Here is a 25,603-nt window from a genome sequence, read left to right on the forward strand (position 1 = left end):
CCGTACAGCAGCGGTTTGTGGGGGAGGCGGTCTTGCCCGGCTCGGCATCCGAGCTGGCACGCGGCCTCGGCTAACTTGCCGTGGCGGCGTGCCGCGAATATCTCTCCAACGGCCATCGCTTCGGCAATTACTGGATGGTCGGTGATGTCCGCAACACGCGCGGCCGTTCCATGCATGTGCGGCTCAAGGCGGTTGGCGGCAAGGCAGCCGGAAAATGGGTCGACGAGCAATCGGGGGAATATGGCGACCTGCTTGACGTCATCGAGCAGAGCTGTGGTCTGGTCGACTTCCGCGAGGTCGCGGATGAAGCACGTCGCTTCCTCTCCATGCCGCTGCCACCGCCCCAGCTCCCGCCCCAGCCCCTTGGCTCGCATCGCCAGCCTGCTGCGACACGCGGCTCGCCTGACGCCGCGCGTCGCCTGTTCGCCATGTCCCATCCGATCGCCGGTACGCTGGCCGAACGCTATCTTGCCGGTCGCGGCATTTTGCTTTCGACGCATGAGCGCGCGCTGCGCTTCCATCCTGGCTGCTACTACAGGGATCTCGTCACGGGCGAGACGCGGACCCTGCCTGCGCTGATCGCCGCTGTCACCAGCCTCGACGGGCGTATCACCGGCCTGCAGCGCACTTACCTGTCCTCTGGGCTGGACCCGAGTGGCAAGGTCGGCAAGGCGCCGGTCGCCGATCCACGCCGCTCGCTTGGTCACCTGCTGGGCAACGGCATCTGGCTAGGCCAACAGTCCGGTGCGCCCGTCATGGCCGCCGGCGAGGGCTTCGAGACGATGGCGTCGCTCCGGACGGTGATGCCGGCGCTGCCGTTGGCTGCCGCCACCTCAGCCAATCACCTCGCCGGCCTGATCTTCCCGCCTGGCTGCCGTCGCCTCTACATCGCAGCCGATGCCGACGCCGCCGGCCGGCACGGCATAGAGCGTCTCAGCCAGCGCGCAGGCGAGGCAGGGATTCTCGCCCTGGTGCTGCGGCCGCAGCTCGGCGACTTCAACGACGATCTGCGTCATCTCGGCCAAGCCCACCTCGCGGCGTGGCTCCGCGATCAACTCGTCCCGGAGGATGCCCGTCTCTTCCTGCCGCCCGGATGAATGGGTCGGGCCGGCACGCGGCTCGGCGCGGCGTCGGACAGCCTGCAGATATGGCGGGGGTCCACCGGAGAGGCCGCGCCCGCGGCCTGCCTGAGAGGCGACCCCTGCCACCCCCCAGTCACGGCCGCAACGGCTTCGCCGTCCTCCGCTCGCGCTTCGGCCTTCGGTGCGGCCGCGCCCGGCGCGCGGCCGGGATGCGCTGTCAGGCCGCGATAGGCGCGGCCACAACCGACGGAGACACCGCCATGACCTACGACATTCCTCTCGACGACGCCTACGAGCCCTCCCACGCCTCCTCGCCGACCGACCGCGTCATCCTCGAACTGCAGATGTACGGCCATCGCCCGCATCAGGACGAACCTGACCCTCGGCCGCTTCCCGACGACGAGGTGATCCGGGCCGGCCTCGCCGGGATCGTAGAAACCTTCGCCGGCATGCTCGGGGACACCAGGCTCGAACCCGATCTCGACGACCTGCTCTGGTCGTTCGCAAACGTCTTCCACCGTGCCGCCGAGCGTGTCGCCCGCAGCCTCGACCGCAACGAGGAGGCGCAGCGCTCGAGTCAGCAGGAGCAGGACGGCTCGGAGGTGAAGTCGGTCGAGCTGGAGCGGCTGACCGCGGAAGGCATCAGCTATATCGAGCGCCGCAACGTGCTCGAAATCATGCGCGATGAGGCCGCCGATCTCTACGAGGCACAAACCGGATCGGCATGGCGACCGCGCACCGGCTCCAAGGTCAGCCACCAGGCGATGACCGCTTCGGTGATCGACAGCCGCGACTTCCTCGCCGCCCGCCGACACGCCGAAACCGAGGTGCTCGTTCCAGCAGGGACCAAGATCGCCTTCGCCGGCGGCCTCGACTGCAACGATCACGACAGGATCTGGGACGCGCTCGACAAGGCTCGCGAGAAGCATCCCGACATGGTCCTGCTCCACGGCGGCAGCCCGCGCGGCGCCGAACGCATCGCCGCCTGCTGGGCCGAGAACCGCAAGGTCACCCAGATCGCCTTCAAGCCGGACTGGACCCGGCACGCCAAGGCAGCCCCGTTCCGCCGCAACGACCAGCTTCTCTCCGTAGTGCCCTACGGCCTGATCGTCTTTCCCGGCTCCGGCATTACCGACAACCTTGCCGACAAGGCCCGTCGGCTCGGCATCCCCGTCTGGCGGTTCGCGGAGGGCGGCGCGTGAGCGCCGTTTTCTTGCAAATCTGGCGAATCCAGATAGTATGGAGATCGATCAAGGAGTCTAGCCATGCGCCAGTTCACGACGGGGGATCTCAACAAGCAGGTTGGCGACGTCACCGACGTTGCCAGCCGCGAACCCGTTATTCTTACCAAGCACCGGAAACCCCGGTTCGTGCTGATGAGTTACGAGCACTACGAACGGATGCGCATCGGCGGCGATCCCCGCCGCGCATACCATGTCGCCGAGATGCCGGAGGAACACACGGAACTCTTCGCCGCCGAGATCGACCGATTGGCGCGCGGGGAAGGATACGATGATGAGCGGTAGATTTCTGCCCGGTCAGGTGATCTCCTATCCTTATCTTTGGGCATGGCAATACGAGCGCGGCGAAACGGAAGGCCGCAAGAGCCGGCCGACCTGCGTGGTCATCGCTGTCCGCGGCGCAAGGGATGGCCTGACCCATCTCGCGCTCCTGGCTATAACCACCCAGCCACCGACCAGCGATCGGGTCGGTTTGGAAGTCTCCGCTATCGAGTGCCGCCGCGCCGGTCTGACCGATCTCAAACGCTGCTGGATAGTGGTTGACGAATACAACTACGATATTGCCGAACGCTCCTGGTACATCGAAGCCGACGGTAAGCCCCTCGGTCGTTTCAGCAAGGCATTCATGATGAAGATCGCAGGCGCCTTTATCGAAGCGCGCAGCGAGGGCCGCCGCGTCAGCCGTCTGGATTGACGTTCTCTTTTCGCGGCCATGCGCTCGATCCAGGACGGGAGCCTCTGGCTGGCCGACAAGACCACTAGCTCCAGCGCGAAGCGCCACTAGCCAGATGCGCGTAGCGCCTCCGGCAGCTGCAGGATCCGGGCGCGCCGGCCTGCGGCCGGCCGGGCTCTCGTCGCGGCGTCCCGCCGCTTCCCGAGCCGGCTTTGCCGTCTCGGCCTTCGGGTGACGATCCCTCGCGCAGGGCCAGGGGAGAGGGCGGCCGGCGCGGGGCGGGGACGCGGGAGAGAAGGGAAAGTCACCATGTCGATGATATTCATAGGTGGATCACGCGAGATATTCGAGCTGCCGGAACCTGCCATCGCTCGCATCGGCGCAATCGTTGCTGCCGAGCACGGCGTGCTGGTTAGCGACGCGTCGGGAGCGGATGCCGAGGCGCAGGGCCTGCTCGCGGGCTACAAGTACGAGCATGTCGGGGTCTTCCATGCCGGCAAGGAACCCCGCAACAATCTGGGCGACTGGGCCGCCTACCATGTCCCGTCACCTGGAGGCACTCATGGATCTTGGTACGACGCCGCCAAGGACCGGGAGATGGCGCGGCGCGCCGACTTTGGCATGATGGTCTGGGACGGCGCATCACCCGGTACGGCCGTCAACGTGCTTCGGCTCGCCATCGCAAACAAGCCGTGCGTCATTTACGATCTGGCCAGGGGCCGGATGGCAACGACGTACAATGTGGAGGACTGGTGCGCCATGCTCCGCCATGCCGGTTCGGACATTCGCCGCCAAGCCGAAGCCCGCATGATGCCGGAGGAGCGTCTAACGTTGCCAGGATGATGGCTGCCGACAGCCCGGCGGGTTCAATCCGATATGTTGATCCGGCTCCGCGCCGCCTAATCCACTGTATGTGCGGACGGAGCCGGCCCCTTTCGAAACCGGTCCACGCGCAGAGCCGCGGGGCGTTGTGCGGATGATCATCTTGACGCTTCTCGCCTCAAGCGGGTGCAAGCGTGCCGAACAACATCCTGGCTTGCCGGGTCATCCAACCTGACTGCGCGGTATCGTCCCCGAGGGGCGTGAAGGCCGCTGCCAGCCGGCTCCGATCTCGAAACCACTCTGCCGCGAGACCGAACATGCAAGGCGGCCACGCGCCGGGCTGCTGTTCGATGTGTTGGCGATGCCGACGACATGACCCGAGAGGCTGCAGCATGTTCCTGCGATCCGGCAGCGTTGCGTCGGCGGTCTAGCGATGGCGGCCTGAGTTCTTTTCCTTCGGTCGCATCCGGGGCCATTCCCGTTTCATGTCGCCTTTGTAGACGACCGCCTGCTTTGTGCGGTCAACCCCCGTTGGGGGTACACTCGGCGAAAATTCTGGAAAATTCGATTTCTGTTTTTGTCTGCGGGCAGGCGAAGGGCCTGCCCGCAATTTTTCGGCAAATAGAATTTTCCAGAATTTTCGCCGAGATGACCGCAGCAGGACGGCCCTCTCCTTTGGCGCCATCGGGAATGGTCCCGATGCAACCGAAGGAGAACTACCATGGCCACCACGATCGCAAACCTCACCACCAAGGCCGACGGCTCGATGGAAGGCGTCTTTGCCACACTCCGGGTCAACGCCCCGATCACGCTGATCCCGAACACCAACAAGTCGCGCGAGGACGCGCCCGACTACCGGATCGTCAACAAGCGCACGGGCTTCGAGATCGGAGCCGGCTGGCACCGCATCTCCCAGCGTTCGGGCGAGGAGTACCTCTCGGTCAAGCTTGAAGCCCCCGAGATCGGCGTCATCTTCGGCAACCTCGCGCCCGCCCCGGGTGGCGAGGAAAACAAGAAGGTCATCCTCTGGAACAACCCCCAGTGAGGCATCGGTGGCCGGCCCCGCGAGGGGCCGGCTCCCCACCGGCAAAAGGAGGTTGCAATGAGCCGCTACACCATCACTGTCACCGGGCAGGGGCGCTCAGACCAAGACGCTGTCATCGGTTACGACCCACCGCTTCGGACCTACTTCCTGCAAGCGTTCCCCCACGAAGAAACCGACGAGCCCCGTCTTTGGCTTGGCACCCACGATCGCGCGTTCGAAACGCTTGGATATCTTCGCCACGCCGCGACTGCGCACGGCTACGACTTCATGCCGCTGCCGCCCGAAATGGCTGCAAAGCTGGTCGAGGATAAAGCGGCAGCTGGCGATCGTTCGGAACGGGACGGAATCCTCGGTGAACTGCTGAGACACCTCAACCAACCCGAGTAGGCAAACACATCTCAGGGCCCGCGACGGAACACTCCGTCGCGGGCCCTTTTTTTGCGCGTCGCAAAGAGCCACGAACATCACCCGTCACAGCATGCGACAGCGACTCCAAACCGCCGATTATTCCTTTGGCAGTTTGTGCTTATGAACGCGGATATAATCCTGCACGGCCTTTCGCAGCAGTTCGGTCATGCTGTGCCCGTTGCTGATCGCCAGTAACTTGAACTGCCGCTGCTCCGCAGCCGTCAGGTAGTAACCGCAGCGGATCATCTCCTCCTCGCGAATCTTCTTTCCGGCGATGGGGTCCTTTTTCTGACCCTGCCGCAGCAGCTTGCGGAAATCGGGCCCGACTGCCGGGGACGGCTTTGTCTCTTCCTGCATCTGTAGCGTGGCTTGCTCCTTGATCCCTGACGGCTCGACCTTCGGTGGGATGAACATGCTCGGCAGTGCGGGCGGCTGCGTGGAGATCGCCTTCATCATGCGGGCCTTCTTGTCGTCACCGGGTTTCGGCGCGGTCTCTTCACTCATGCCGCGTTCCTTGTGGCTTCGATGAAGGTTTGCAGAAGGTCGTCAAAGACCCCTTCGCTTTCGGCAACCGCCTTCGCGTCGGGTACCTCAGGGCTGTAAAGGGTCTGCCCGGTCTGAAGGTCGCGGTAGGCAACGCGATTGTGCAGGACGTGTTCCGCAATCGGTGTCCCGTTGGCCTGGATGATGGCGCGCAGTTCTGTCAGGGCTCGCGCCCTGCCATCGATGATGGTCTGCTTGGTCAGCACGAATATCGCAGGCAGCGGTCTACCCCGGCTCTCGACCGCCAGCGGGATGTAGTGGTCGGTGATCTGGATGGCGGCGGTCACATCGTCGAGGGCAAAATAGACCGGCACGACGACAATGTCGGCCGCGAAGAGCCCGGCCATGAGGTTGTCATTTGTGGTGCCTTCCGTATCGATCAAGACGACCGAGCGTTCTCCGTTGTGAGTGGTTGCCGCGCGAAGGATCTCCTGCGGCGTCATCGCGCTCACCATCGTAAGTTTGTCAGGACGATTGCCAGCTTCGCCGAGCATCTGGAACCAGCGGTTCATGTTCTGCCGCCGGTCGCCATCGATGAGAGTGACCGAATAACCCCGATGCAGTGCGACGGATGCGAGGGCACGCAGCATCGTCGATTTGCCAGTGCCGCCCTTTGGGATCGCAGCGGAGATGATCATGGGGGCCTCCTTCCGGCGTTGTCTCCTTGTTTCCATGTTAACATGGAAACAAGTCATCATGGACACATGAAACAAAATCACGGTCGAAACATGGTGACATACTCAACGGGGAAGACTGGGTTGGCAACCCAGGCGCGCATAGATAAGGGCTCGCTAAAGGTGCAGTTTTTGCGCAGCTGCTATCTTCAGGAAAGAAGGGGTCCGGTGGCCCATCGACTACGCTTTTCCGACTAGGCATCGTCCTCAACGCATCATAGACACATCGCATCAAACCACGATGGGAACGTTTCGCCCGCGCTGGGCTGGTGAGAAGACGCGCGACCTGAAATGTTTTCATTCTTCCCTTGGTTGCTATTGGCAGGATAGCCTATTTTGTGATACACACAAAGTAGGCGGCGCGGCCTGGCGGGCCTTAGCGCCCGCAAGCGGGCTTGAGAGATGAATGCAGACGCCCAGAAAGCAGCGGTAAAGAACGCGTCGCGGCGCTACAGCGAGGTGACGCACATCCGGTTTTCGGCTGACGAGCTGGCTAACCTCAAAGCCATTTCGGAGCGGGACGGCATAACCGTCAGCGAGGTCGTGCGGCGTCTAGTGCGGGCAGAGGTCGGGCATCTGCCCATCGCGTCAGAGGCGTTGCGGCCGGCGATCGTGGACATGACCGACCAGCTGCGGCGTGTCGGCGTCAATTTCAATCAGGCCGTGCGCACGATGAGCGACGGCCGTGTTGCCCACGATGAGGATCTTGAACAGGCGCTGGTCGCCGTGGGCAACCTGGTGCGGCAGTTTCGCGAGGAACTGAAGGCGATGACTGGCGGGTCACGCAAGGCGAGGGAGGTCAGGCCATGAGCGGTCGTCTTGCTGGCTACGCGGCCGAAATCGAACGCTATCTTCGAGGCGAGTCCGGCGTGAAGCGTGAGGAGCTGGACGACGACAAGTCCGTGACGGGCGCCCGACGCGAGGCCGGTGAATTCCAGGCGATGAAGAGTTATGAGGGGACCGGTGGCGGCGGACGCCTCGGGCAAGGACAAGCCGGCTCGGCGCTAGGTGGCGGCAGGAACGCCCCTCGTTCGTCGGCGGGAGGGACAGGACTGGCGGGGAGCTCCATGTCCAACAGGGCACCGACCGTTGTTGCGAGCTCGCCCAAGGCCGCTAGCGCGCCGATCATCGTCTATGGCGCCACGCTCGCCGGTTTCCGGCCGGAAGAGGAGGAGGAAGACTGGAAGCGGCGCGGCGGCGGCGGCGGCCGTGGTGCGGGTCGCGCGAGCGCTACAGGGCGAGCAGCGCGGGCGGGCTATCAGGCGCGGGCCGTGGCGGCACGGGCAGGCTATGCGGCGGGCGCGCAGCCTGCCGTGTTTAAAGTCATGCCCAATCCTCCGTCGACTAGGCAAGCCGCTGCTCGGCTGCTCAATTACATCGGGAAGCGCGAGGACGAAAAAGGCGAGAAACACGACATCGAGATTTTTGACGAGGACGGGCAGGTCCTTGCGACAGGCGGCGCACGAAAAGCGTTTCTGGAGACGTTTTGCGAGACGTTCGAACCGCCCCTGGAAAACACCAATTTTATCGAGGTTCGTTTCGAGCTCGCCGGCGAGGTCACCGATGCCGCCCTGAGCGAGGCGCTGAACGAGGCCTTCGGTGCAAAACCGTTCGTCTATGCGCAGGATAAACAGACGGTGCAGGTTTACGCACACACCGCTGAGCGGGCAGGGCCGCTTGCCAAGGTGCTGGCCGGTGGTCGGGAAAATTCGCGCAGCAAGGCGCTCGACAAGTTCGAGGCGCGCTTGTCTGAAGCCATGGGCGCGGCTGGTGTGGTAGCCAAGGCAGAGGTGACTGCCGCCGTCAGCCGTGAACCCAAAGCGAAATACTTCTTGCAAAAGTTCATCCGTACAAACAAAGACGTCCGCACTGCGAACGGCGAGCCAATTCGGGGCGCGAGGAACCCCGCCAAGGCGGCGGCTTCGGTCTACGAACAATGGCGCCCGCAGTTTTCGGGGCGTGAGCGCCGCAATGCCTATCATCTGCTTTTCTCGGCGAGAGCCGGCACCGAGGCCAATGCCGTCATGGCCGCGGCGCGCGCCGTGCTTGAGGAGCGCGCGCCAGGTTACAAGTTCGTCCTGGCTCATCACAAGGACACCAAGCACGTCCATATCCATGCGATGGTGCAGGCGCGCTCTGCCGACGGCGAGCGCCTGAAATTCTACAAGCCAGACCTGATCGCCTGGCGCGAGAGCTTTGCGGAAAAAGCACGCGAGAACGGCATTGCGATGGTGGCGACGCGCCGCATGGATCATGCGATGACGCGGCCATTCACGAAGGAGCATGCCGGAGCCTACAGCCGCGCTCAGAGCGATCCGCGCTACCAGGTCAGCGCGAGGACGATCGAGCGGGTGGAGGCCAAGCGGCAACGCCGGTTGGATCGACAATCCCTTGTCGTGAACGGCGATGCAATCGCTGCCGCATGGCAAAAGACTGTGACGACGATGCGGACTGCGGGCATAGTCGGCCAGGCTCTCACGGCAGCGGAGTCGATCGGCAACAATTTTCTCCGGTTCCGTCGCGATCGGGCAGGTGAGGGGCAACTAGGTCCTGACGCGGGTCGCGGAGTTGATCAATCGGGGCAGAAGTCTTTCCTGTCCCATCCCGGTATGAGAGAATTGAATGCACTGATAGGAGATTTGGACATGGCGCAAACCCCCTTGGAAATGCGGCGTCAGATGGCCCGCGTCAATCAGGCTCTGGACAACATGCGCGAGACGCTGCCGCCGGCGCATCGAGGACAGTTCGAACAGTATCATGAAGAGGTCAACGACAAGATGCACGACCGTCTGGCGCGGCTGCAATTCGAGCGGCAGCAGCAGCGTCGTGGTGGTGGCGGTGAGGAGCCAATCCCCGAGCGCGAGGCGCGAGGGCGAGACCTCCCAACTCGGGACGATCCCCGCCAGCCGGTTGAGCCGCACACAGGCACCGAGCAGGAGAAGGTGAGAGCCAAGCAGAAGGACGCCAACAAACAGAAGGCGCGGCAGTCGGAAGAGCAGGATCGGAAGACCCAGCGCTCAAACGATAACGACTACGAGCGCTGAGCAAAGATCGCTGTTTGCCTTCTCAAGCGGGTAGGAGAGTGGAGGGAAGGCCAGCCGTAGCTGTCCACGCGGGTCAGTTTCAGCCAGACGTTCAAGCTGGCCGACCACATGAAGATTTTGAGAGCTACCTTGATAATGGCCTGCTCGCCATCGACATCATCCGAGAGATTCCCAAAGAGCTGAAGCCGCGTCGCATCAGCATCGGTTCACGCCGAAAGTCAGCAAGCAGATCGGCTGCTCTTGGGAAACACGGGATAGGCTTCACTTCCTCTCCCGGTCGCTCGCACGCCAGCTGCGACACAACTCGAAGGATTTCTGGAGATACCGGCTGAAGAATGGAGGCTTTTTGCGGGTTTCTGATGGTTAGAGGACCCGCCCGGTATGTACGGCGAAGTTGCCGGCAAACTGTATAGGGTTATTCGGGATCCGTGTCGCAATCGCAAATTCTGTTCAGGGCTTGTTCGTTGCGAAATTTTGCTGGCCAAGTTGGACAAGCACACGTCCACCCGCGCCTTGTTCGACGAGTTCGTGGGCATATGCGATCTCGCTGAGCGGAAATCGTGCCGCGATGTTCACACGCAACGATCCGTCTACCAGCGCGTCGGTCAATTCGCTGGCGGCCTGCGCTTTGACCGATGGCGTAAAATCGTCGCTGCCGAGCAATCGCAGCGTGACGTCGGCGAAGCCAAGCTGCCAGTACGGGATTGCCGGGCGATCTAGGGATGAATAGTAGGAACTGATCACCCCACCGACCGCGATGACCGCGGCGTCGACCTCGATGTGGAACGCGAGGTCGACCTCCGCAATGCGATGGACGCCATCGGGGGCTGCCTGGCGGATCCGGGCGACAAGGTCCGGGTCATCGGCGAGGAACGCATGATGCGCGCCGATGTCGCCGGCCGCCTTCAACTGTGCCTGGTTACGGACAATCGCGATGACTTGGGCCCCATCTCGGCGGGCCAGTTGTACTGCGATCGAGCCAACGCCGCCGGCTGCGCTGTGAACGAGTACGCTAAGGCCCGCGACGGACCCGTCGGCGAAGACGGCCCTATGTGCGGTGATCCCAGCGATCCCCAGACATGCGGCCTGCTCCGCGAGGTCCTGTTCGCTTGCAACGAGCGACGAGGAAGGCAAGGGCACTGCGAACTCCGCAGGCACCACAACCAATTCGGCCGCCGTCCCGAACGGCCGATAGGATTGGGCGCCATAGCACCAGACGCGCTGGCCGATGCGGTCTGGTGACACGCCCGGGCCGACGGCGTCGATGACGCCGGCGCCGTCGCTGTGCGGAATCACCCGGGCATAGCGCATCGGCGCGCCCTGCCAGCCGGATCGTTTCTTCATATCGCCGGGATTTATCCCCGATACGGCCAGGCGAATACGAACTTCACCATCGGTTGGCTCGGGAGCAGTCATCTCCCCGACCACAAGCACGTCTCGGGCGGAGCCTTGCTTTTCATACCATGCCGCACGCATCGTCGTTCCTCGCGAAGTAGTGTTTCGTTTGGCGGTGAAAGGGCACACTGCCGAATTGAGGCGAGCGGCCGAGTTTCCACGCGGGCATCAGCGACGATCCGTGTCTGATCGTCGACGATGATCAACCGACCTGCATCGACCTCGAAAAGGATGCCCGTCCACAACGAGGCACCTTGGAGGACCGCGCTTGCTAAGCCACCGAAAGTCTCCCGACGATCAGCGTTGCGCTGGCGGAAGCGTGGAAGAAAAGCTGTAGCGGGCGAGCTTCCACGTCCCGACCTCCTTGTGCAACACAAACAGTTCCTGATTGTGCGACGGAACCTCGTTGCCGGTGGCGTGGATCTTCATGGTGCCAGTGGATGTCGTTCGCAAAAACGCCCATTCGTTCGAAAGAACCTGCACCTCGTCGATCTGGAAATGGAGGTTGAGATCGATCGCCTGGAACGTTGCACCGTAGAATTGCTCGACTGCCTTGATGCCCACGACGGTTGGGGTCTCTTGCGGCATCAACACACTGTCGTCCGTGTAAAGCATCACGACAGCCTTGACGTCGGAGTTGTTGAGCGCCTGCTCGTAGCTTTGAAGCTGCTGGGTTATGGTGGCTTTGACCGGTTCGTCCGACTTGGCTGGCGCCGCCAGCATGAGCAGAGGAAGCGCTGCGAGCGCCAGCGCTGCCGGGTTCTTGCGAAAGATTATAGACATCATTCTCTCCTGTTGCCGCTCGCCGGTAAACACTTCCCGTTTGCGGATACGGCAACCTAATCCGCTCACGGATGGTGCGATATCCACGCATCTGGTAACATTCCTCTCATAACTGATAGGAATGCAGCCATGGACTTAAATGCCGTGCAGATGTTCGTGAGTGTCGTGCAGGCCGGCAGCCTGTCGGCCACCGCACAGCGGACGGGCGTTGCGCTGCCGACGCTCAGCCGCCGGATCCGTGAACTCGAGCGGGAACTGAAGGTGCAACTGCTGGAACGCTCCGTTCGAGGCACCCGGCTGACGGACGCTGGAACGCGCCTGTATGAGCACGCGACCAGAGGCATCGAGGCATTCGCGGAGGCCGAACAGGCGGTCAGGAGCGACCAGGCGCGTCTAAGGGGACGACTTCGGCTCTCCTTGCCGACGGCCTTCGAACCTTGGTGGGAACTGCTCGGCGCATTCCAACGACAACATCCCGACATTCAGCTCAGCGTGTACACCACCGACCGCCGGGTCGACCTCGTCCAGGATGGAATCGACGTCGCGTTGCGCGTTGGAGACGTCCTGCATGAGTCGATGGTGGCGCGGCGACTGCTCTCCTATCGCCACGGGCTGGTTGTCAGTCCCGCACTACTGGAGCGTTTGGGAACGCCCGATGATCCCGATGCACTGCACCGCTTTCCCTGCGCTACCTGGTGCCGGGACGCCAACACGCAAGGCATCTGGCGGCTCGGCGAGCATATCGTCGAGCCGAAGGCGGTGCTGACCACAAACGATTACCTGCAGCTTCGGGGCCGGGCGCTGGCCGGCGAGGTCGTCACGGAACTGCCTCCCTTCCTGGCCGCCGACCCCATACGGAGCGGCCAGCTATGCGCCGTGCTTGCCGACCACCCAATGCCGGACCAGCAGGTCAACCTGCTCTATCCTTCGCATCGGAATCCTTCCAGCATCGTCCGGGCCTACCTGGATTTCTGCCAGAGGCATCATGCTGCGCAGTTTCTTGTCTTTCCCGCTGCAAAAATTTCATGAACTGTGCGCGTACACGCAGAGCAGCGAGCCCGCTGGCCCCACCGGGGTGAACCAACATCGGAGATTTGCTGTTACGCACTGATCCACGGGTAACGGGTGGTATCCTTCCCGGCATAGTCGGGGTCGAGATAGATGGACACGCGCTGGATCAGAAAATCGCGGATCTCGAAGACGTCGCACCAACGACCCGCACCCCAGGCTGGATGGTCTGCCTCCCATGGTCCGTCGCGGTGTTCGCCGCTGCTCCTGCCCTCGATCACGATCGTGTCGGATCCGGAGAAGATGTAGTTGAAGTCCTGGCTGTGATGGCGGATCGACTTGAACGTCGCTCCGACATCGCCAAATAGCTCGCCGATTTCGCTACGGCCGTGGGCTACCCCCCACTTTGGGAAATAGACGACGGCGTCCTCGGCAAACAATTCCAGGAAAGGTCGCTCGTCCGAGGTGGAGCCACGATCGAGGGACTTCAGGTACTCAAGGGCTACCGACTTTCGCTGCTCGTCGGTCATTGTCGTGTGAACTATGCCCATAACGGCTCCTCCTTCAGGTTTCGGAAGTCTCAAGTCTGAAAACGTCTGGCCGCCTGTTCAGGCGGGCGGTCTGGCGTCCTGGTCCATCTCGTAATTGTGGACGAAGTCCGTTGGCGGCTGCGGCCCCCAAAAGGCGAGCCCGTCCTCGTCGGCGAAGTCGCGCGCATCCCAGAGATGGCCCTTGGGGATGTAATCGATGTCGCATGAGTACTCGGAGAAGCCACCCCACGGATCCTGTACGTAGTGGAAATAATTGGAACCGATCGTGTGGCGTCCGACACCCCAGCCGCGCTTGTAGCCCTTGTCGGCCATATAGAGCGCGCCGCGGCCGATGTCGTCGATGCTGCCGACATCCCATGAACAGTGATGCAGACCAGGGCCGCTGGAGCGGGCCAGCGCCAAGAGGTGATGGTCGGAACCGTGGACACCATGCATGAAGGCGACATTGCCGCCGGAGTGATCGGAAAGCCGCAGCCCGAGCACTTTCTCGTAATAGCTGATGGCGCCGTGCACATCGCTGGTGAAGATCAGACAGTGCGCGAGCCGCGTCGGCAGGATCTGCTTCAGCTCGATATGACCGAGGCCGCTGCCGCGACGGCCGGCCGGGGCCGAATTGAAATAGGCCGCCGCCTTCTGGTCGGGTGAAGTCTTCAGGGCGACTTTGATCTCGATCAGAACGCCATCATGGCCGACGAACCACAGGCCGTTGGATTCGAAGCCCGGAGGTGCGTCGATCAACCGGATGCCGAGACCTTCGAGATGCGCCTTGAACCGTGGCAAATCCTCGGCGTAAGCGCCGAAGGACAGGTGCTGCATCTTGCGGCGCGGTCCTTCCACGACGTTCGCCCAGACATGATCGTTGCCGAACGTTCTAAGCGTCAGCGCGGATCCTTCTTCGCGGACATCCAGGCCGAAGGAGACGAAAAAGATCTGCGCCTGCTTGAGGCTGGGAACCTGCAGCACAAAGGTGTCGAGCGAATGAATCCCGAGTTCGCCGGCCTTGCTTGCCTCGACGAAGGATCCCGTTGCGATGCCGGTCATGGTTGCATCCTCTCAAGAGACAGGAGCCTGGGCTCCAATGTTGCGAAGAAGAGCGCGCGCCTAGTTCACGCTCTCGACAGTCCGTGCCTTCGTGCTTGCGAGGCGCCTGGAACGGCCCAGGATCTTGGCAAACACATCGACGAGCGCGCCCTGAGGAACCTGCAGTATCGTCGCTGCTCGCCATGCGACGTGCTGGTCGGGCCGCACCAGCACGCAGCCGTCTTCCTCGACCTCGCTTCGCCAGTACCAGTCAGCGTAGATGTCGAGCGCATCGCACCCCGAGGGTCCGATCGAAACGACGTCCACGGCCACGCCAAATCGCTTTTCAATTGTCGTCGCGGCGTCGCGCCACTCTTCGCCGCCGATCCCGGTCAGCAGGGTGAACCGCCCCTTGCCACACAGGTCCAGTGTCGACTTGCGGACGCGATCGTGCTCCACCCAGACGTGAGGCACGGTCGCACCCGGCCAGGTCGTCGCGTGGTAGTAGAGTTCGGGATCACGCACATAGGCGGGTTCGGGACTTCCATCCGAAACCACAGCGGCTGACCGATAGCGCTGATTGAGTTCGACGCCGTGCGTGTTGAACTCGTAGTTCTTCCTTGCGATGGCGTCGTTGAGTTTGCGCCGTCTGCCCTTGCCCTCGGCGCTCGCATCCTTGCGGCCCGCGATCGCGGCATTGACCTGTTCAGGGTCCGTCGACGCCAAAAGTCCCAACGCCTCGAAGATCGGCGGATAGTCCGCGATGCTCTTGTTGGCACGCGTCACGATCTGCTTGCCGATCGGCTGGCGCTCGACACTGTACGTATCGAGCAAGGACTCGTCCGCCTTGTTGTCAAGCACGAGCTTCAATTTCCAAGCGAGGTTGTAGGCATCCTGGATCGACGTATTGGAACCAAGGCCGTTGAGCGGCGGATGGCGATGGACGGCGTCGCCCATGCAGAACACGCGTCCCTCGGAATAGCGGGTGGCGTAGACTTCATTGACCGTCCAGGTGGATGTGGAGCGAATTTTGATCGGCACATCGACGTCGCCGATCAGGTTGCGGACGATGGCTTCGGCCTTCTCCTCGGTCAGCTTCAACTCGCCGCCACTGATGTCGTAGCCCCAGATGGCGAGCCACTCATTCCACGGCCGCACCATCCGCAGAACGCCGGCGCCAATACCACCGATGTTGGCGCCCGGCTGGAGCACCCAATAGAGCACGCTCGGCCGATGCGCGACATAACGCGACAGATCCGCGTCGAACAGGATGTTCATGGAGCCTGAAAGTCCCATCTGGCCTTCCATCGGCAGACCGATCGCTTCGGCGACCTTGCTGCGGCCGCCGTCGGCCCCGATGAGATATTTGCAGCGGATCGGATATGTCTCGCCGGTAAGCCGGTCCTTGACCGTGGCGGTCACACCGTCCCCATCCTGAACGAGCTCGATGAACTCGGTGTTGAGCCGCAGCGCCGTGCCACGGCTGACCGCTGCCTCGAGCAGGATGGGCTCCATGAACGTTTGCGGCAGGTCGCAAATCTCGGTCGGGCTGGCGAGCTCATAGTCAGCTTTGCGCGCGGGATGATTGCCCCAGGATAGGATTCGGCCGAATTCCTCGCCCGTCAGGCTGTAGCAGAAGACGTTGTTCGCCATCAGGTGCTGGTGACTCGAAAACTGCTTCGCCTTGTGTTCGACGCCGAGATCGCGCAGCACTTCCATCGTGCGCTGGTTGGTGATGTGGGCGCGCGGCGTATCCGACAGCCAGCCGTATTTGGTGATCTGGACGTTCTTGACCCCGTAGCTCGACAGCAACGCCGCAGCGGCCGAACCCGCCGGACCGCTACCGACCACAAGCACATCCGTCTCCAAGATCTGCGGCATCTTACTCCTCCCGATAGCCAACCCACGATATGGCTGCCGTCTCCTCGCGGCTTCGCAGGTCAGGCAGCAACGCCGATGACGCGCTTTTCGTCGATCACCGGATTGTGCAACAGTCCAATCCCTTCAATCTCGACTTCGCAGATATCGCCATGACGCATCAGCAAGCGCGGTGTACGCGCCCAGCCGATGCCGGCCGGCGTGCCGGTGACGATCACATCGCCCGGCGCAAGTGTGATCGCTTCGCTGACGACCGCGATCACCTCGGCAACGTCGAACAGCATGTCGTCGGTCGTTGCCGACTGGACGACGACCCCATTGAGGCGGGTTTCGAGGCGCAGCCCCTTGCCGCCAGCGGGCAGCTCATCGCTGGTTACAAAGACCGGGCCGAATGCGCCAGTTCCGTCGAAATTCTTGCCGACGGTCCATTGCGGCGACTTGAACTGATATTCGCGGACCGAGCCGTCGTTGAAGATCGAGTAGCCGGCGACATGCTCCAAGGCGCGCGCCCGCGAGATATGCCGTCCTCCCCGCCCGATGACGGCGACCATTTCTCCTTCGAAGTCGAGACTGTCGGAAACCAGCGGCCGGACAAGTGGCTGACCATGCCCGATCAGACTGGTGGCGAAGCGTGGAAACAGGGTCGGATAGTCAGGCTGCTCGTAGGGAGATTCCCTGGTGTGATCCGCATAGTTCAATCCGACGCAAATGATCTTGGCCGGATTGGCGATCGGCGGCAGGTAGGCGATCGAAGCTGGATCGACCACCGGCGCGTTGGCCAGCGCCTTGCCGACGCGCCGCAATTCATCGTCGCCCAGCGCGATCAACGCGCCGAGTTCCGTAGGGTGCTTGGCGCTGGACTTCAGGCTTCCGCGCAATTGTCCGCCGACCTCAACCGCGAGGCCGAATTCGTTGCCCATGCAAAAACCGACGAAGCGCAACTGGTTCACCTTCCCTGAGCGTATCGACCCTAAAACTACGACGAACGATGCAGGCCTACTTGTCCGTGGAAGCACCGGATTTTTGTCAGGCCGGAATCGACTTGGTGGTCGTCCGGGCTCTGGGCGCACGACAATCACGTTCGCACAGTGCGTGCGATCGCTGCGGCAGTTCCTTCCGGAACCACAAACAATGCCGTCTCGGCAAAGTCGCGGATGAACGCGCGTCTATGATACGGCCGCCGATGAGGAGAATGCCCTTTCAAGCACGCGCAGACATCGAGTGGAGGAAGTCATGACCAGACAAGACGTGTCATTCGCAAGGGAGTTGGTGGACGACGAAATGGCCGGGTCGGTCTACGTCGGCCGCTTTCGAAAAGCCGGCGGCGGCACGGTGTCCGTTACCGACAAGGCGACCGGGGAAATGCTGTTCACGAGCGGCGTGGCGAGCTCTGAGGACGTAGTCGATGCCTGCCGAACAGCGAAGCAGGCCCAGGAGCAATGGGCGCAAAAGCCTCCGGTCGAGCGCGGCGACATTCTGCGTAAATTCGCCCAACTGTGCGAGGTCCATGCCGACGAGATCGGTAAATGGATCATTCGCGAGACGGGTTCCATTCCGCCGAAGGCCCCGTTTGAAATCATGACTTCGGCCCGTGAGGCGATCGAAATCGCAGGCACGACCGGTCAGCCGGTCGGGCACATATTGGCGAGTGCGCTTGCGCGCAAGAGCTACGCGCGCCGCGTCCCGTTGGGGGTCGCCGCTGTCATCACGCCATGGAATTCTCCCTTCATCCTGGCTGCGCGCGCTATTCTTCCGGCTTTGGCCATGGGCAACGCCGTCGTGCTCAAGCCGGATCTACAGACGCCGGTTTGCGGCGGCTATCTGCTGGCCAAGCTCTTCGAACTGGCCGGCGTTCCAGAAGGCGTATTCAACGTAATCCCCGGCGGCGGCGACGTTGGGGCAGCGCTGGTCGACAACCCCGACGTGAATATGATCTCTTTCACAGGGTCGACCGCCACGGGGCGGAAGGTGGGCGAAGCTGCCGGCCGCGATTTGAAGAAGGTCGCGCTTGAACTAGGCGGCAACAACGCCGCCATCGTGTTCGAGGACGCGGATATCGACGGCACGGTTTCCGCGACGGCGTTCGGGTCGTTTTTTCACCAGGGACAGATCTGCTTCACTGTCGGCCGCCACCTCGTCCATGAGGCGGTCGCCGAGGAATATGCAGCGAAACTGGCCGAAAAAGCCAGGAGCCTGCATGTCGGCAATCCGTTCACGCAACAGGTCCATCTTGGGCCGATCATCAATGAGAAACAGGCGGCCCGCGCCCAGAAGCTGCTTGATGACAGCGTTGCAGCTGGCGCCAATGTGCTGGCGGGCGGCAGCCGCGATGGCCTGAATTTCAGGCCTACCGTGTTGACCGCCGTTACCACCCAAATGGGCATCTACGCGGATGAGATCTTCGGGCCCATAGCTCCCATCGTGACATTCAAGACCGAGGACGAGGCAGTGGCGCTGGCCAACGGCGTTCCGTTCGGCCTGGCGACCGCGATCTTCACGCGCAACCAGGCCAGGGCCATGCGCATCGCCGACAAGGTCAAGACGGGAATCGTGCACATCAACGACCAGACTGTCCTGCACGAGGTTTTCGGTCCCATCGGTGGCATGGGCTTCTCCGGAAATGGCGCCCGTTCTGGCGGCCCCTCGGTAATGGACGAGTACAGCCAATGGCAATGGATCACCGTCAACGAAGAGATCCCTGCCTATCCGTTCTAACCGTGGGCTCGCTGTCCGATATATGCAGCAGCTTGCCTTCCCGACTCTGTCGACGAGGATGCGATAATGGACATCAAGGCTGCCGTCGTCCGGGAGAGGGGCGGGCCGTTCCTCATCGAAGACCTTCAGTTGGAAGCGCCTTCTGCAGGAGAGGTTCTGGTCAAGGTCGTGGCGTGCGGCATCTGCCACACCGATCTGATCATCCGCGACCAATTCTATCCCACCCCGCTGCCGATCGTTCTGGGGCACGAAGGAGCCGGCATCGTCGAAGCAGTCGGGGTGGGCGTCAAGACCGTCAGGCCCGGTGATCACGTCCTGATGTCGTTCGCCTATTGCGGAACTTGTCCCAGCTGTCTGGAGGGAGCGACCTCCTATTGCTGGCACCATATGGAGATGAATTTCTCCGGCAAGCGGTATTCGGGCAGCGATTGGACGATCCCCGCACCACTGTCAAAAAAGTGCGCTCATGGCAACCCGGAGCCGATCAACGGGGCGTTCTTCAACCAGTCCGCGCTGGCAACCCATGCGATCGCGACGGAAGAAAACGTCGTCGTGGTCGACAAGGAGGCCGACCTGAAGACTCTTGCTCCCTTGGGCTGTGGCTTCCAGACGGGTGCCGGTGCGGTCCTCAATACCCTGCGGCCTGAGGTTGGATCCTCGCTGGTGATCACCGGAGCCGGCAATGTCGGCCTGGCCGCGGTGATGGCGGCCAAAATAATCAAATGCGATCCGATCATCGTCATCGACGTCGTGCCGGAGCGGCTCACGCTCGCCAGGGAACTGGGTGCCACCCACACGATTGACGCGACGCGGGAAGATGCGGTCGCGGCCGTAAAGCGGATTTGTCCGGGTGGCGTGCGCTACGCAATCGAATCCACCGGCAATCCCAACGTGCTGCGATCCGCGTTTGAGGTGCTGCACGCGCGCGGAGTCTGCGGGTTGATCGGCGGCTCCAAGATCGGGACCGAGGTCAGCCTCGACATGACACATCTGCTGTTCGGCCGAACGGTGCGCGGCATCCTGCAGGGCGACAGCAAGCCGAAGAAATTCCTGCCTCAGCTCGTCAAGCTCTACAAGGACGGGCTGTTTCCAATCGACCGCCTGATCAGCCACTATCGGCTGGCCCAGATCGAGGACGCGGTCGCCGACATGAAATCCGGGCGCACGATCAAACCCGTGCTGCTTATGGACTAGCTGAGGAATCGGCCGTTCCCGAATTCAGGTTGATGACGATAGATCATGGCGTGATGCGGCTCCCGCCGCAGGCCGAAGGTACAGAAGACGATTTGACAGATAGTCAGTATTGTGATCATATTACTGACTGTCAGGCGATGGAGGAAACGACATGTCACTGACGGGAAAGCATGCAGAGACGCCGGAGCGCAGAGCGTTCTACGACAAGATCGACAGCAGGAGCTTGACGCCTCTCTGGACTGTGCTTTCCAGCATCATCACGCCCGAGCCGAAGAGCGGCTGCTTGCCGCACTGCTGGAACTTCGCGGAAGCGAAATCCTACCTTCTCGAATCCGGCGAACTCATAACCGCAAAGGAGGCGGAGCGCCGCGTCCTCATCCTGGAGAATCCGGGCCTTCGTGGCCAGAGCCGAATTACGACGTCTCTTTATGCCGGGCTGCAGCTTGTACTGCCCGGCGAGGTGGCGCCGGCGCATAAGCACAGCCAGTCCGCGCTCCGCTTCGTGCTCGACGGCAAGGGCGCACACACTTCGGTAGACGGCGAACGCACCGAGATGTCTTTTGGCGATTTTGTGCTTACCCCACCGGGGGCCTGGCACGACCATGGCAACAAAACCGCCGAGCCGATGATCTGGCTGGATGGGCTGGATGTTCCAATGGTCTCGTTGTTCGACGCGTCCTTCGCCGAAGAGCATCCGAAGGACGAGCAGCCGATCTACCGCGCAACCGGCGACGCGTTGGCCCGCTATGGCGCCAACATGCTGCCTGTTGATTTCGCAACCCGCAGGAAGACCTCGCCCATCTTCAACTATCCCTACGAGCGGTCACGCGGGGCCCTGGACCAGATGCGAAAGCAGGAGGAGTGGGATCCGTGCCACGGCCTCAAGCTGCGCTACGTCAATCCGGTTGACGGCGGGTTCGCCATGCCGACGATCGCGGCCTTCCTGCAGCTTCTGCCGAAGGCGTTCTCGACCAGCGCCTACCGTGCGACGGATGCTACCGTTTTCGTGGTTGTGGAAGGATCGGGCAGTTCGACGATCGATGGACAGGTGTTCGAATGGGGGCCGAAAGATATTTTCGTGGCGCCGAGCTGGAAATGGATTTCGCACGCGCCGCTCACCGATGCGGTGATTTTTTCCTATTCAGATCGTGCCGCCCAGGAAAAGCTTGGCCTGTGGCGGGAGGATCGGGGCAATCACTGAGGAGATTCGGACATGACTTTCGTATTCGAAGCTCCGACCCAGGCGAGTGTGGCAGTCCGCGGGGAGCAAGCCAGATTCCCGGTCCGGCGAATATTCTGCGTTGGGCGAAACTATGCCGAACATGCGCGTGAGATGGGGCGCGACCCTGATCGCGAGCCGCCCTTCTTCTTCACCAAGCCGGCCGACGCTGTCGTCGACGACGGCGAGGTGGTCGAATACCCGCCCCTGACCGGCAACTTCCACTATGAGGCGGAACTTGTCGTGGCTATCGGCAAACATGGCTTCGAGGTCCAACTGGCCAACGCGCTCGACCATGTTTACGGCTACGCCGTCGGCAACGACCTGACGCGCCGCGATCTGCAACTCGAGGCGCGGGCGCAGGGCAGGCCTTGGGATTGGGGCAAGGCCTTCGATCGTTCGGCGGTATGCGGCCCAATCCAGCAGGCCAAGGACGTCGGGCACATCCATCGCGGTGCGATCCGGCTGAGCGTCGACGGGGTGACGAAGCAGAACGCGGACATTGCCGACCTGATCTGGTCGGTGCCCGAAATCATTTCCTTTCTGTCGCAGTCGGTGGTGATCAAGCCAGGCGACCTGATCTACACGGGCACGCCCGCGGGCGTCGGCCCATTGGTCGCGGGGGATACCTGCCTCGTTGAGATCGAGGGGTTGGGCACAGTTTCAACTACGATCAATGAACGGGCCAGGCGGTGAGTGGGCTGGTTCTGCATAATTATTTCCGGAGTTCGGCCTCTATCCGGTTGCGTGCCGCGCTGAACCTGAAAGGGCTCGACTACAGCTATGCAGCCCACCATCTGAGAAAGGGCGAGAACCGTTCGCAAGCCTATCTCGTGATCAATCCTCAGGGCCTTGTGCCTGCTCTGGAACTTGATGACGGCAAGGTGCTGACCCAATCGCTCGCCATTGCCGAGTATCTCGACGAGATCCACCCGGCCCCGCCCTTGCTGCCGAAGGCGCCGCTCGACAGGGCGCGTGTTCGGGCGCTTGCCTATGCGATCGCCTGTGAAATCCATCCGGTGAATAATTTGCGGGTGCTCAACCACCTGCGGACCGTCTTTGGGGTCGACGACTCGAAGATCGCGGCCTGGTATCGACATTGGGTTGGCGAGACGTTTGTGCCTCTGGAAACGATGCTTGCCGGTGATACAAGCACTGGCCGTTTCTGTCACGGCGACGAGCCCGGGCTGGCCGACCTTTGCCTTTTTGCCCAGATCGTCAACAACCGGCGGTTCGATTTCGACATGTCGCCGTTCGCAACGATCAGGCGTATCTACGAGAATTGTCTGGCTATGCCGGCGTTTGCCAACGCGATGCCAGAAGCACAGATCGACGCCGAATGAACGAAGAGCAGTACCGCCGATGAACGACATCAACGAACAGATGCAAGGGGACCACGCCGATTTCCGTATGATGCCTGGATATCTGCTTCGGAGGTGTCACCAAATCGGCGTGGCGATCTTCCTTGACGAGTGCAGGCAACTGGAGCTCACGCCGTTGCAATTCGGTTCGCTCGCGGCTCTGGACCGTTTCGGGCCGATGGACCAGGTCAGCCTCGGCGGCGTCATGGCCTTGGACAGGACCACGATCCTGGTCGTGCTGAGCAAGCTCGACCGGTGTGGGCTGATCGAGCGCCGGCCTTCCGACACCGACAAACGGTCGAGAATTGCTTCGATAACGGAGGCTGGGAGCAGACTGTTGTCAAAGGCGCGCCCATTGGCGGAGGACGCTCAGGAGCGCATCCTTGCGCCACTGACGGCGCGCGAGCGTTCTCGGCTGGTAGATCTTCTTGCGAAGGTCGCGGACGGAAACAACGACGAGAGTCGCGCACCATACCGCCGCCCCAGATAGGGGCATTGGTGCAAAACCCGGTCGGGCAGCCGACTTGACGCGGATAGCATTCACGAAAGGCGCATAAGGGCAGACAAGGAAAAAGAAGAGAAGCGCGCGTTGGAGGACGCCAAGCCATGATACACAATATAGAATCGGGCAGTCAGAGCTACGAGGAGTTGAGGGCGTGGGGCGACTGCGTCAGCCGCACCCTTATCAACCTCGATTTCTCCGCAGCGGGTTCGAGATTCTCGGGATCTTACCACTACATGATCGCCAAGGACTGCGTGGCGTCGCGGCTGTTCGGAACGGCGCACCGGACCTCGCGGCCGCAACGCAAGCTGCGGGAAGTCGAGAACGATTTTGTGCTGTTGATCTATCTCAAGACCGGAAAGGCGACGGTCTCCCATAGGCGGCAAGACGGGTCGGTTCCTGAGGGATCCTTCATTGCCTTCGACAGCTCGAAGCCGCACGAACTGGCGATGAACGAGCCGTTCGATCACCTCGTTCTCCGCATGCCGAGGGCGCGGTTTATTTCGCTGCATCCCGCAGTTTCCTCGATGCTGGATCGGCCCGTTGAAGGGCGAGCAACAGAAATACAAGCAGCGGCCGGCATACTGGACATGACCGTCTCATTGGGCGGCGCGATGCCCAGCACCGTCTCGGTGATGGCTGAGACGGTCGTGAAACTGTTGGGCGACTGCGTCGTCAAAGAAGGCGAAGGCGAGGTAGGGCGGGCGGTCCGGCATGATCTGCTTGCTGGCCGCATCGTGAAGTGCCTTGAAGACAATTTCACTGATCCCGACTACTCGTCGACCGACCTTGCCGAGGCGATGGGCATTTCGAGACGTTACGTGGATAGCATCTTCGCCGGGATGAATAGCACGTTCGGCAAGACGCTTCTGGAAAAGCGCCTGGAGCGCTGTGACCTGCTGCTGAGAGATCCCCAGTTCCGCGGCCGGTCGGTGACGGACATAGCCTTCGAAAGCGGCTTCAACGATCTGTCCCATTTCTCGAAGCGGTTCCGGGAACGTTTCGGCGTCGCGCCGCGGCAAGCCCGGAAGTCCGCGCAGCCGGCTCTGAATTGACCGCAACAAAGGCACGAAGCAAATCGCACGGTGCGGTTGCCAGCGGGCTGACCCTAATTAGAGCCGGACCGCGTGCTCGTCTTATCGGCCACGGAGGCAGTCGGTCCTGACAGCGCTACCTCGCGCAATCCGCGATTAATGCCGGACAGTTGGCAGCCAAACGACCCCTTCCGACACATACAACTCTCATTGCTCTCCTGAACGAGCGACAGCCTCCTTGCTGCGATATCCTGGCAATGCTCTCGACGGTCTACGCCCTATCGACCTTCAAGCTGAGACGGTCCGAGTGCAAAGGCAATTTGAAGTTGCTTTGGGAGGATGGAATGATGACGCTCAAAATACTGCGCCGGTCGACAATGGCGTCGGCAATATCATTTGTTGCCGCATCGGCGGCGTTCGCGGACAGCACCGTCCCAATCGACGTGGGCGACGGAACCACAATCAATCTACCGAGCGACCGGCCCCTCAAAGTTGCCTTCTTCATCGAAGGAACCAACAACTCCGCAATGCAGGCGACGCTCGATGGAGCCGTCAAGACAGCGGCGCAATTTGGCTGGAAAATGGATGTATTCGACGCCAAATGGGATGCAATCGTCCAGACCAACCAAATGCAGAATGCATTGAGCCGTGGCTACGATGCATGGTTTCTTCGCGCCGCGGAGGGCAGTACGGTTTGCGACATTGCCACCGAACAGGCTGTCTCCAACAACATCCTCGTGGTGACTGGAACGCTTCCGATCTGCGGCCGCTCGGTTAACGAGGGCGAGGAGCAGTGGGCACCCGGCACGCTGTCCTATGTGGGCGGGACACAAAGCGGCGACGCCTGGGTCGAGCTGCTTGAGAACATGGCGAAAGAAAACCCTGGCCCGCAGAAACTCGGAATTGTTACCGGCCCCGAACTCAACCCGATCACCCGCAATTTCGAGATCGGCCTCGATCGTTTTCTCAAGAAGCATCCCGAGATCCAGGTCGTCGCCAAAGCCAGGACCGACTACTCGACGCCCGTTGCCTACGAGAAGTCGGTTCCGATGATCCAGGCGAATCCGGACATCTCACTCTACTTCAGCTCATACGGCAACCTGACAAAGGGCCTGGTCACCGCCCTCAAGGAGTTGGATCGGCTGAAGTCGGTCAAGGTCTACGAAGGCGGCGCGACGACATGGTCGAAACAAGCCATCCTTGATGGCGAACTTCAGTCATCGTCGATGCTGACGGTTCGCACGAACTCTGTGAAGGCGCTTGAAGCATTGCGTGATGCCCAGCAGAGCAAGCCCGTTCCTCGCTTCATCGCCAACGACGGCCTGCCCATCACGAAAGGCAAATTGCTGCAGATTCTGGACGCCAGCAACATCAGCCAATTCGAACCCGAAGCTCAGTAGCAGCATCACTT

26 protein-coding genes are annotated in these 25,603 nt (G+C 61.9%); 18 read left to right on the plus strand and 8 right to left on the minus strand.

The features are described 5' to 3' along the window. Window positions 1-134: 134 nt before the first annotated feature. The 7 genes from NKH30_RS12990 to NKH30_RS13020 all read left to right on the plus strand — a co-directional run bounded on the left by NKH30_RS12990 (window position 135) and on the right by NKH30_RS13020 (window position 5,250). Entirely contained in the window at window positions 135-1,097 is a 963-nt protein-coding gene (locus NKH30_RS12990; protein ID WP_352791756.1) for a DUF7146 domain-containing protein, read from the plus strand. 245 nt (window positions 1,098-1,342) lie between these two features. Beyond that, the gene (locus NKH30_RS12995) at window positions 1,343-2,284 is read left to right on the plus strand and encodes a DUF2493 domain-containing protein (RefSeq protein ID WP_031241826.1); all 942 of its coding nucleotides are present in this window, start codon (window positions 1,343-1,345) and stop codon (window positions 2,282-2,284) included. 63 nt (window positions 2,285-2,347) lie between these two features. Continuing rightward, window positions 2,348-2,608: a type II toxin-antitoxin system prevent-host-death family antitoxin gene (locus tag NKH30_RS13000; RefSeq protein WP_352443212.1), complete on the plus strand. Its 261-nt coding sequence runs from the start codon at window positions 2,348-2,350 to the stop codon at window positions 2,606-2,608. Continuing rightward, window positions 2,598-3,017, plus strand: coding sequence for a hypothetical protein (locus tag NKH30_RS13005; RefSeq protein ID WP_352442715.1), 420 nt, complete (start codon window positions 2,598-2,600; stop codon window positions 3,015-3,017). The genes NKH30_RS13000 and NKH30_RS13005 overlap by 11 nt, the downstream gene beginning before the upstream one ends. A gap of 288 nt (window positions 3,018-3,305) precedes the next feature. Next, the gene (locus tag NKH30_RS13010; protein ID WP_352980296.1) at window positions 3,306-3,839 is read left to right on the plus strand and encodes a hypothetical protein; all 534 of its coding nucleotides are present in this window, start codon (window positions 3,306-3,308) and stop codon (window positions 3,837-3,839) included. A gap of 700 nt (window positions 3,840-4,539) precedes the next feature. After that, window positions 4,540-4,863, plus strand: a complete 324-nt coding sequence (locus NKH30_RS13015; protein ID WP_006205585.1) for a DUF736 domain-containing protein — start codon at window positions 4,540-4,542, stop codon at window positions 4,861-4,863. 57 nt (window positions 4,864-4,920) lie between these two features. Then, complete coding sequence (locus NKH30_RS13020; protein ID WP_352980295.1) at window positions 4,921-5,250, plus strand: hypothetical protein; 330 nt, start codon at window positions 4,921-4,923, stop codon at window positions 5,248-5,250. 117 nt (window positions 5,251-5,367) lie between these two features. Here the strand turns inward: NKH30_RS13020 and NKH30_RS13025 are convergent, their stop codons facing one another. Together NKH30_RS13025 and NKH30_RS13030 are read right to left on the minus strand one after the other, a co-directional pair. Continuing rightward, window positions 5,368-5,775, minus strand: coding sequence for a hypothetical protein (locus NKH30_RS13025; RefSeq protein WP_352980294.1), 408 nt, complete (start codon window positions 5,773-5,775; stop codon window positions 5,368-5,370). Then, window positions 5,772-6,512 (minus strand): nucleotide-binding protein, encoded by a 741-nt coding sequence (locus tag NKH30_RS13030; protein WP_352995837.1) that lies wholly within the window; start codon window positions 6,510-6,512, stop codon window positions 5,772-5,774. The genes NKH30_RS13025 and NKH30_RS13030 overlap by 4 nt, the downstream gene beginning before the upstream one ends. Before the next feature lie 378 nt (window positions 6,513-6,890). On the opposite strand from NKH30_RS13030, the gene NKH30_RS13035 reads away from it, so the two are divergent. Both NKH30_RS13035 and NKH30_RS13040 read left to right on the plus strand, forming a co-directional pair. Then, entirely contained in the window at window positions 6,891-7,298 is a 408-nt protein-coding gene (locus tag NKH30_RS13035; RefSeq protein WP_352995681.1) for a hypothetical protein, read from the plus strand. After that, the gene (locus NKH30_RS13040; RefSeq protein WP_352980292.1) at window positions 7,295-9,532 is read left to right on the plus strand and encodes a relaxase/mobilization nuclease domain-containing protein; all 2,238 of its coding nucleotides are present in this window, start codon (window positions 7,295-7,297) and stop codon (window positions 9,530-9,532) included. The genes NKH30_RS13035 and NKH30_RS13040 overlap by 4 nt, the downstream gene beginning before the upstream one ends. 450 nt (window positions 9,533-9,982) lie before the next feature. Here the strand turns inward: NKH30_RS13040 and NKH30_RS13045 are convergent, their stop codons facing one another. Then, the gene (locus NKH30_RS13045; RefSeq protein ID WP_352995683.1) at window positions 9,983-11,008 is read right to left on the minus strand and encodes an NADPH:quinone reductase; all 1,026 of its coding nucleotides are present in this window, start codon (window positions 11,006-11,008) and stop codon (window positions 9,983-9,985) included. 216 nt (window positions 11,009-11,224) lie between these two features. Further along, window positions 11,225-11,797 (minus strand): YybH family protein, encoded by a 573-nt coding sequence (locus NKH30_RS13050; RefSeq protein ID WP_352995684.1) that lies wholly within the window; start codon window positions 11,795-11,797, stop codon window positions 11,225-11,227. Window positions 11,798-11,839: 42 nt separating this feature from the next. On the opposite strand from NKH30_RS13050, the gene NKH30_RS13055 reads away from it, so the two are divergent. Beyond that, on the plus strand, window positions 11,840-12,739 hold the full coding sequence (locus NKH30_RS13055) for a LysR family transcriptional regulator (RefSeq protein ID WP_352995686.1): 900 nt from the start codon (window positions 11,840-11,842) through the stop codon (window positions 12,737-12,739). Between the two features lie 71 nt (window positions 12,740-12,810). Here NKH30_RS13055 and NKH30_RS13060 read toward each other — a convergent pair whose 3' ends face one another. The 4 genes from NKH30_RS13060 to NKH30_RS13075 are packed head-to-tail and all read right to left on the minus strand — an operon-like array spanning window position 12,811 to window position 17,087. Further along, window positions 12,811-13,269, minus strand: a complete 459-nt coding sequence (locus NKH30_RS13060) for a nuclear transport factor 2 family protein (protein WP_352995688.1) — start codon at window positions 13,267-13,269, stop codon at window positions 12,811-12,813. A gap of 57 nt (window positions 13,270-13,326) precedes the next feature. Continuing rightward, window positions 13,327-14,310, minus strand: a complete 984-nt coding sequence (locus NKH30_RS13065; protein ID WP_352995690.1) for a VOC family protein — start codon at window positions 14,308-14,310, stop codon at window positions 13,327-13,329. A gap of 60 nt (window positions 14,311-14,370) precedes the next feature. Then, entirely contained in the window at window positions 14,371-16,170 is a 1,800-nt protein-coding gene (locus NKH30_RS13070) for an FAD-dependent oxidoreductase (RefSeq protein WP_352995692.1), read from the minus strand. Window positions 16,171-16,229: 59 nt separating this feature from the next. Continuing rightward, on the minus strand, window positions 16,230-17,087 hold the full coding sequence (locus NKH30_RS13075) for a fumarylacetoacetate hydrolase family protein (protein ID WP_352656974.1): 858 nt from the start codon (window positions 17,085-17,087) through the stop codon (window positions 16,230-16,232). A gap of 313 nt (window positions 17,088-17,400) precedes the next feature. Between NKH30_RS13075 and NKH30_RS13080 the strand changes: the two genes are divergently transcribed. The 8 genes from NKH30_RS13080 (at window position 17,401) to NKH30_RS13115 (ending at window position 25,592) form a co-directional block, all read left to right on the plus strand. Continuing rightward, the gene (locus NKH30_RS13080) at window positions 17,401-18,882 is read left to right on the plus strand and encodes a benzaldehyde dehydrogenase (protein ID WP_352980284.1); all 1,482 of its coding nucleotides are present in this window, start codon (window positions 17,401-17,403) and stop codon (window positions 18,880-18,882) included. 66 nt (window positions 18,883-18,948) lie between these two features. Next, window positions 18,949-20,076, plus strand: coding sequence for an NAD(P)-dependent alcohol dehydrogenase (locus NKH30_RS13085; RefSeq protein ID WP_352980283.1), 1,128 nt, complete (start codon window positions 18,949-18,951; stop codon window positions 20,074-20,076). 151 nt (window positions 20,077-20,227) lie between these two features. Then, complete coding sequence (gene gtdA / locus NKH30_RS13090) at window positions 20,228-21,277, plus strand: gentisate 1,2-dioxygenase (RefSeq protein ID WP_352980282.1); 1,050 nt, start codon at window positions 20,228-20,230, stop codon at window positions 21,275-21,277. Between the two features lie 12 nt (window positions 21,278-21,289). Continuing rightward, window positions 21,290-21,991 carry a fumarylacetoacetate hydrolase family protein gene (locus tag NKH30_RS13095; protein ID WP_352980281.1) on the plus strand — a complete coding sequence of 234 codons (702 nt, stop codon included), beginning with the start codon at window positions 21,290-21,292 and terminating at the stop codon, window positions 21,989-21,991. Then, window positions 21,988-22,638, plus strand: a complete 651-nt coding sequence (gene maiA, locus NKH30_RS13100; protein ID WP_352995694.1) for a maleylacetoacetate isomerase — start codon at window positions 21,988-21,990, stop codon at window positions 22,636-22,638. The genes NKH30_RS13095 and maiA overlap by 4 nt, the downstream gene beginning before the upstream one ends. A 19-nt stretch (window positions 22,639-22,657) precedes the next feature. Further along, window positions 22,658-23,146: a MarR family winged helix-turn-helix transcriptional regulator gene (locus NKH30_RS13105; RefSeq protein WP_352980279.1), complete on the plus strand. Its 489-nt coding sequence runs from the start codon at window positions 22,658-22,660 to the stop codon at window positions 23,144-23,146. A gap of 116 nt (window positions 23,147-23,262) precedes the next feature. Continuing rightward, on the plus strand, window positions 23,263-24,213 hold the full coding sequence (locus NKH30_RS13110; protein WP_352980278.1) for an AraC family transcriptional regulator: 951 nt from the start codon (window positions 23,263-23,265) through the stop codon (window positions 24,211-24,213). 323 nt (window positions 24,214-24,536) lie between these two features. Then, window positions 24,537-25,592: a sugar ABC transporter substrate-binding protein gene (locus NKH30_RS13115; RefSeq protein WP_352980277.1), complete on the plus strand. Its 1,056-nt coding sequence runs from the start codon at window positions 24,537-24,539 to the stop codon at window positions 25,590-25,592. The last annotated feature ends 11 nt before the right edge of the window (window positions 25,593-25,603 follow it).

Origin of the sequence: Mesorhizobium sp. M1273 (assembly GCF_040318195.1) — a bacterium.
Classification (GTDB): Bacteria; Pseudomonadota; Alphaproteobacteria; order Rhizobiales; family Rhizobiaceae; genus Mesorhizobium.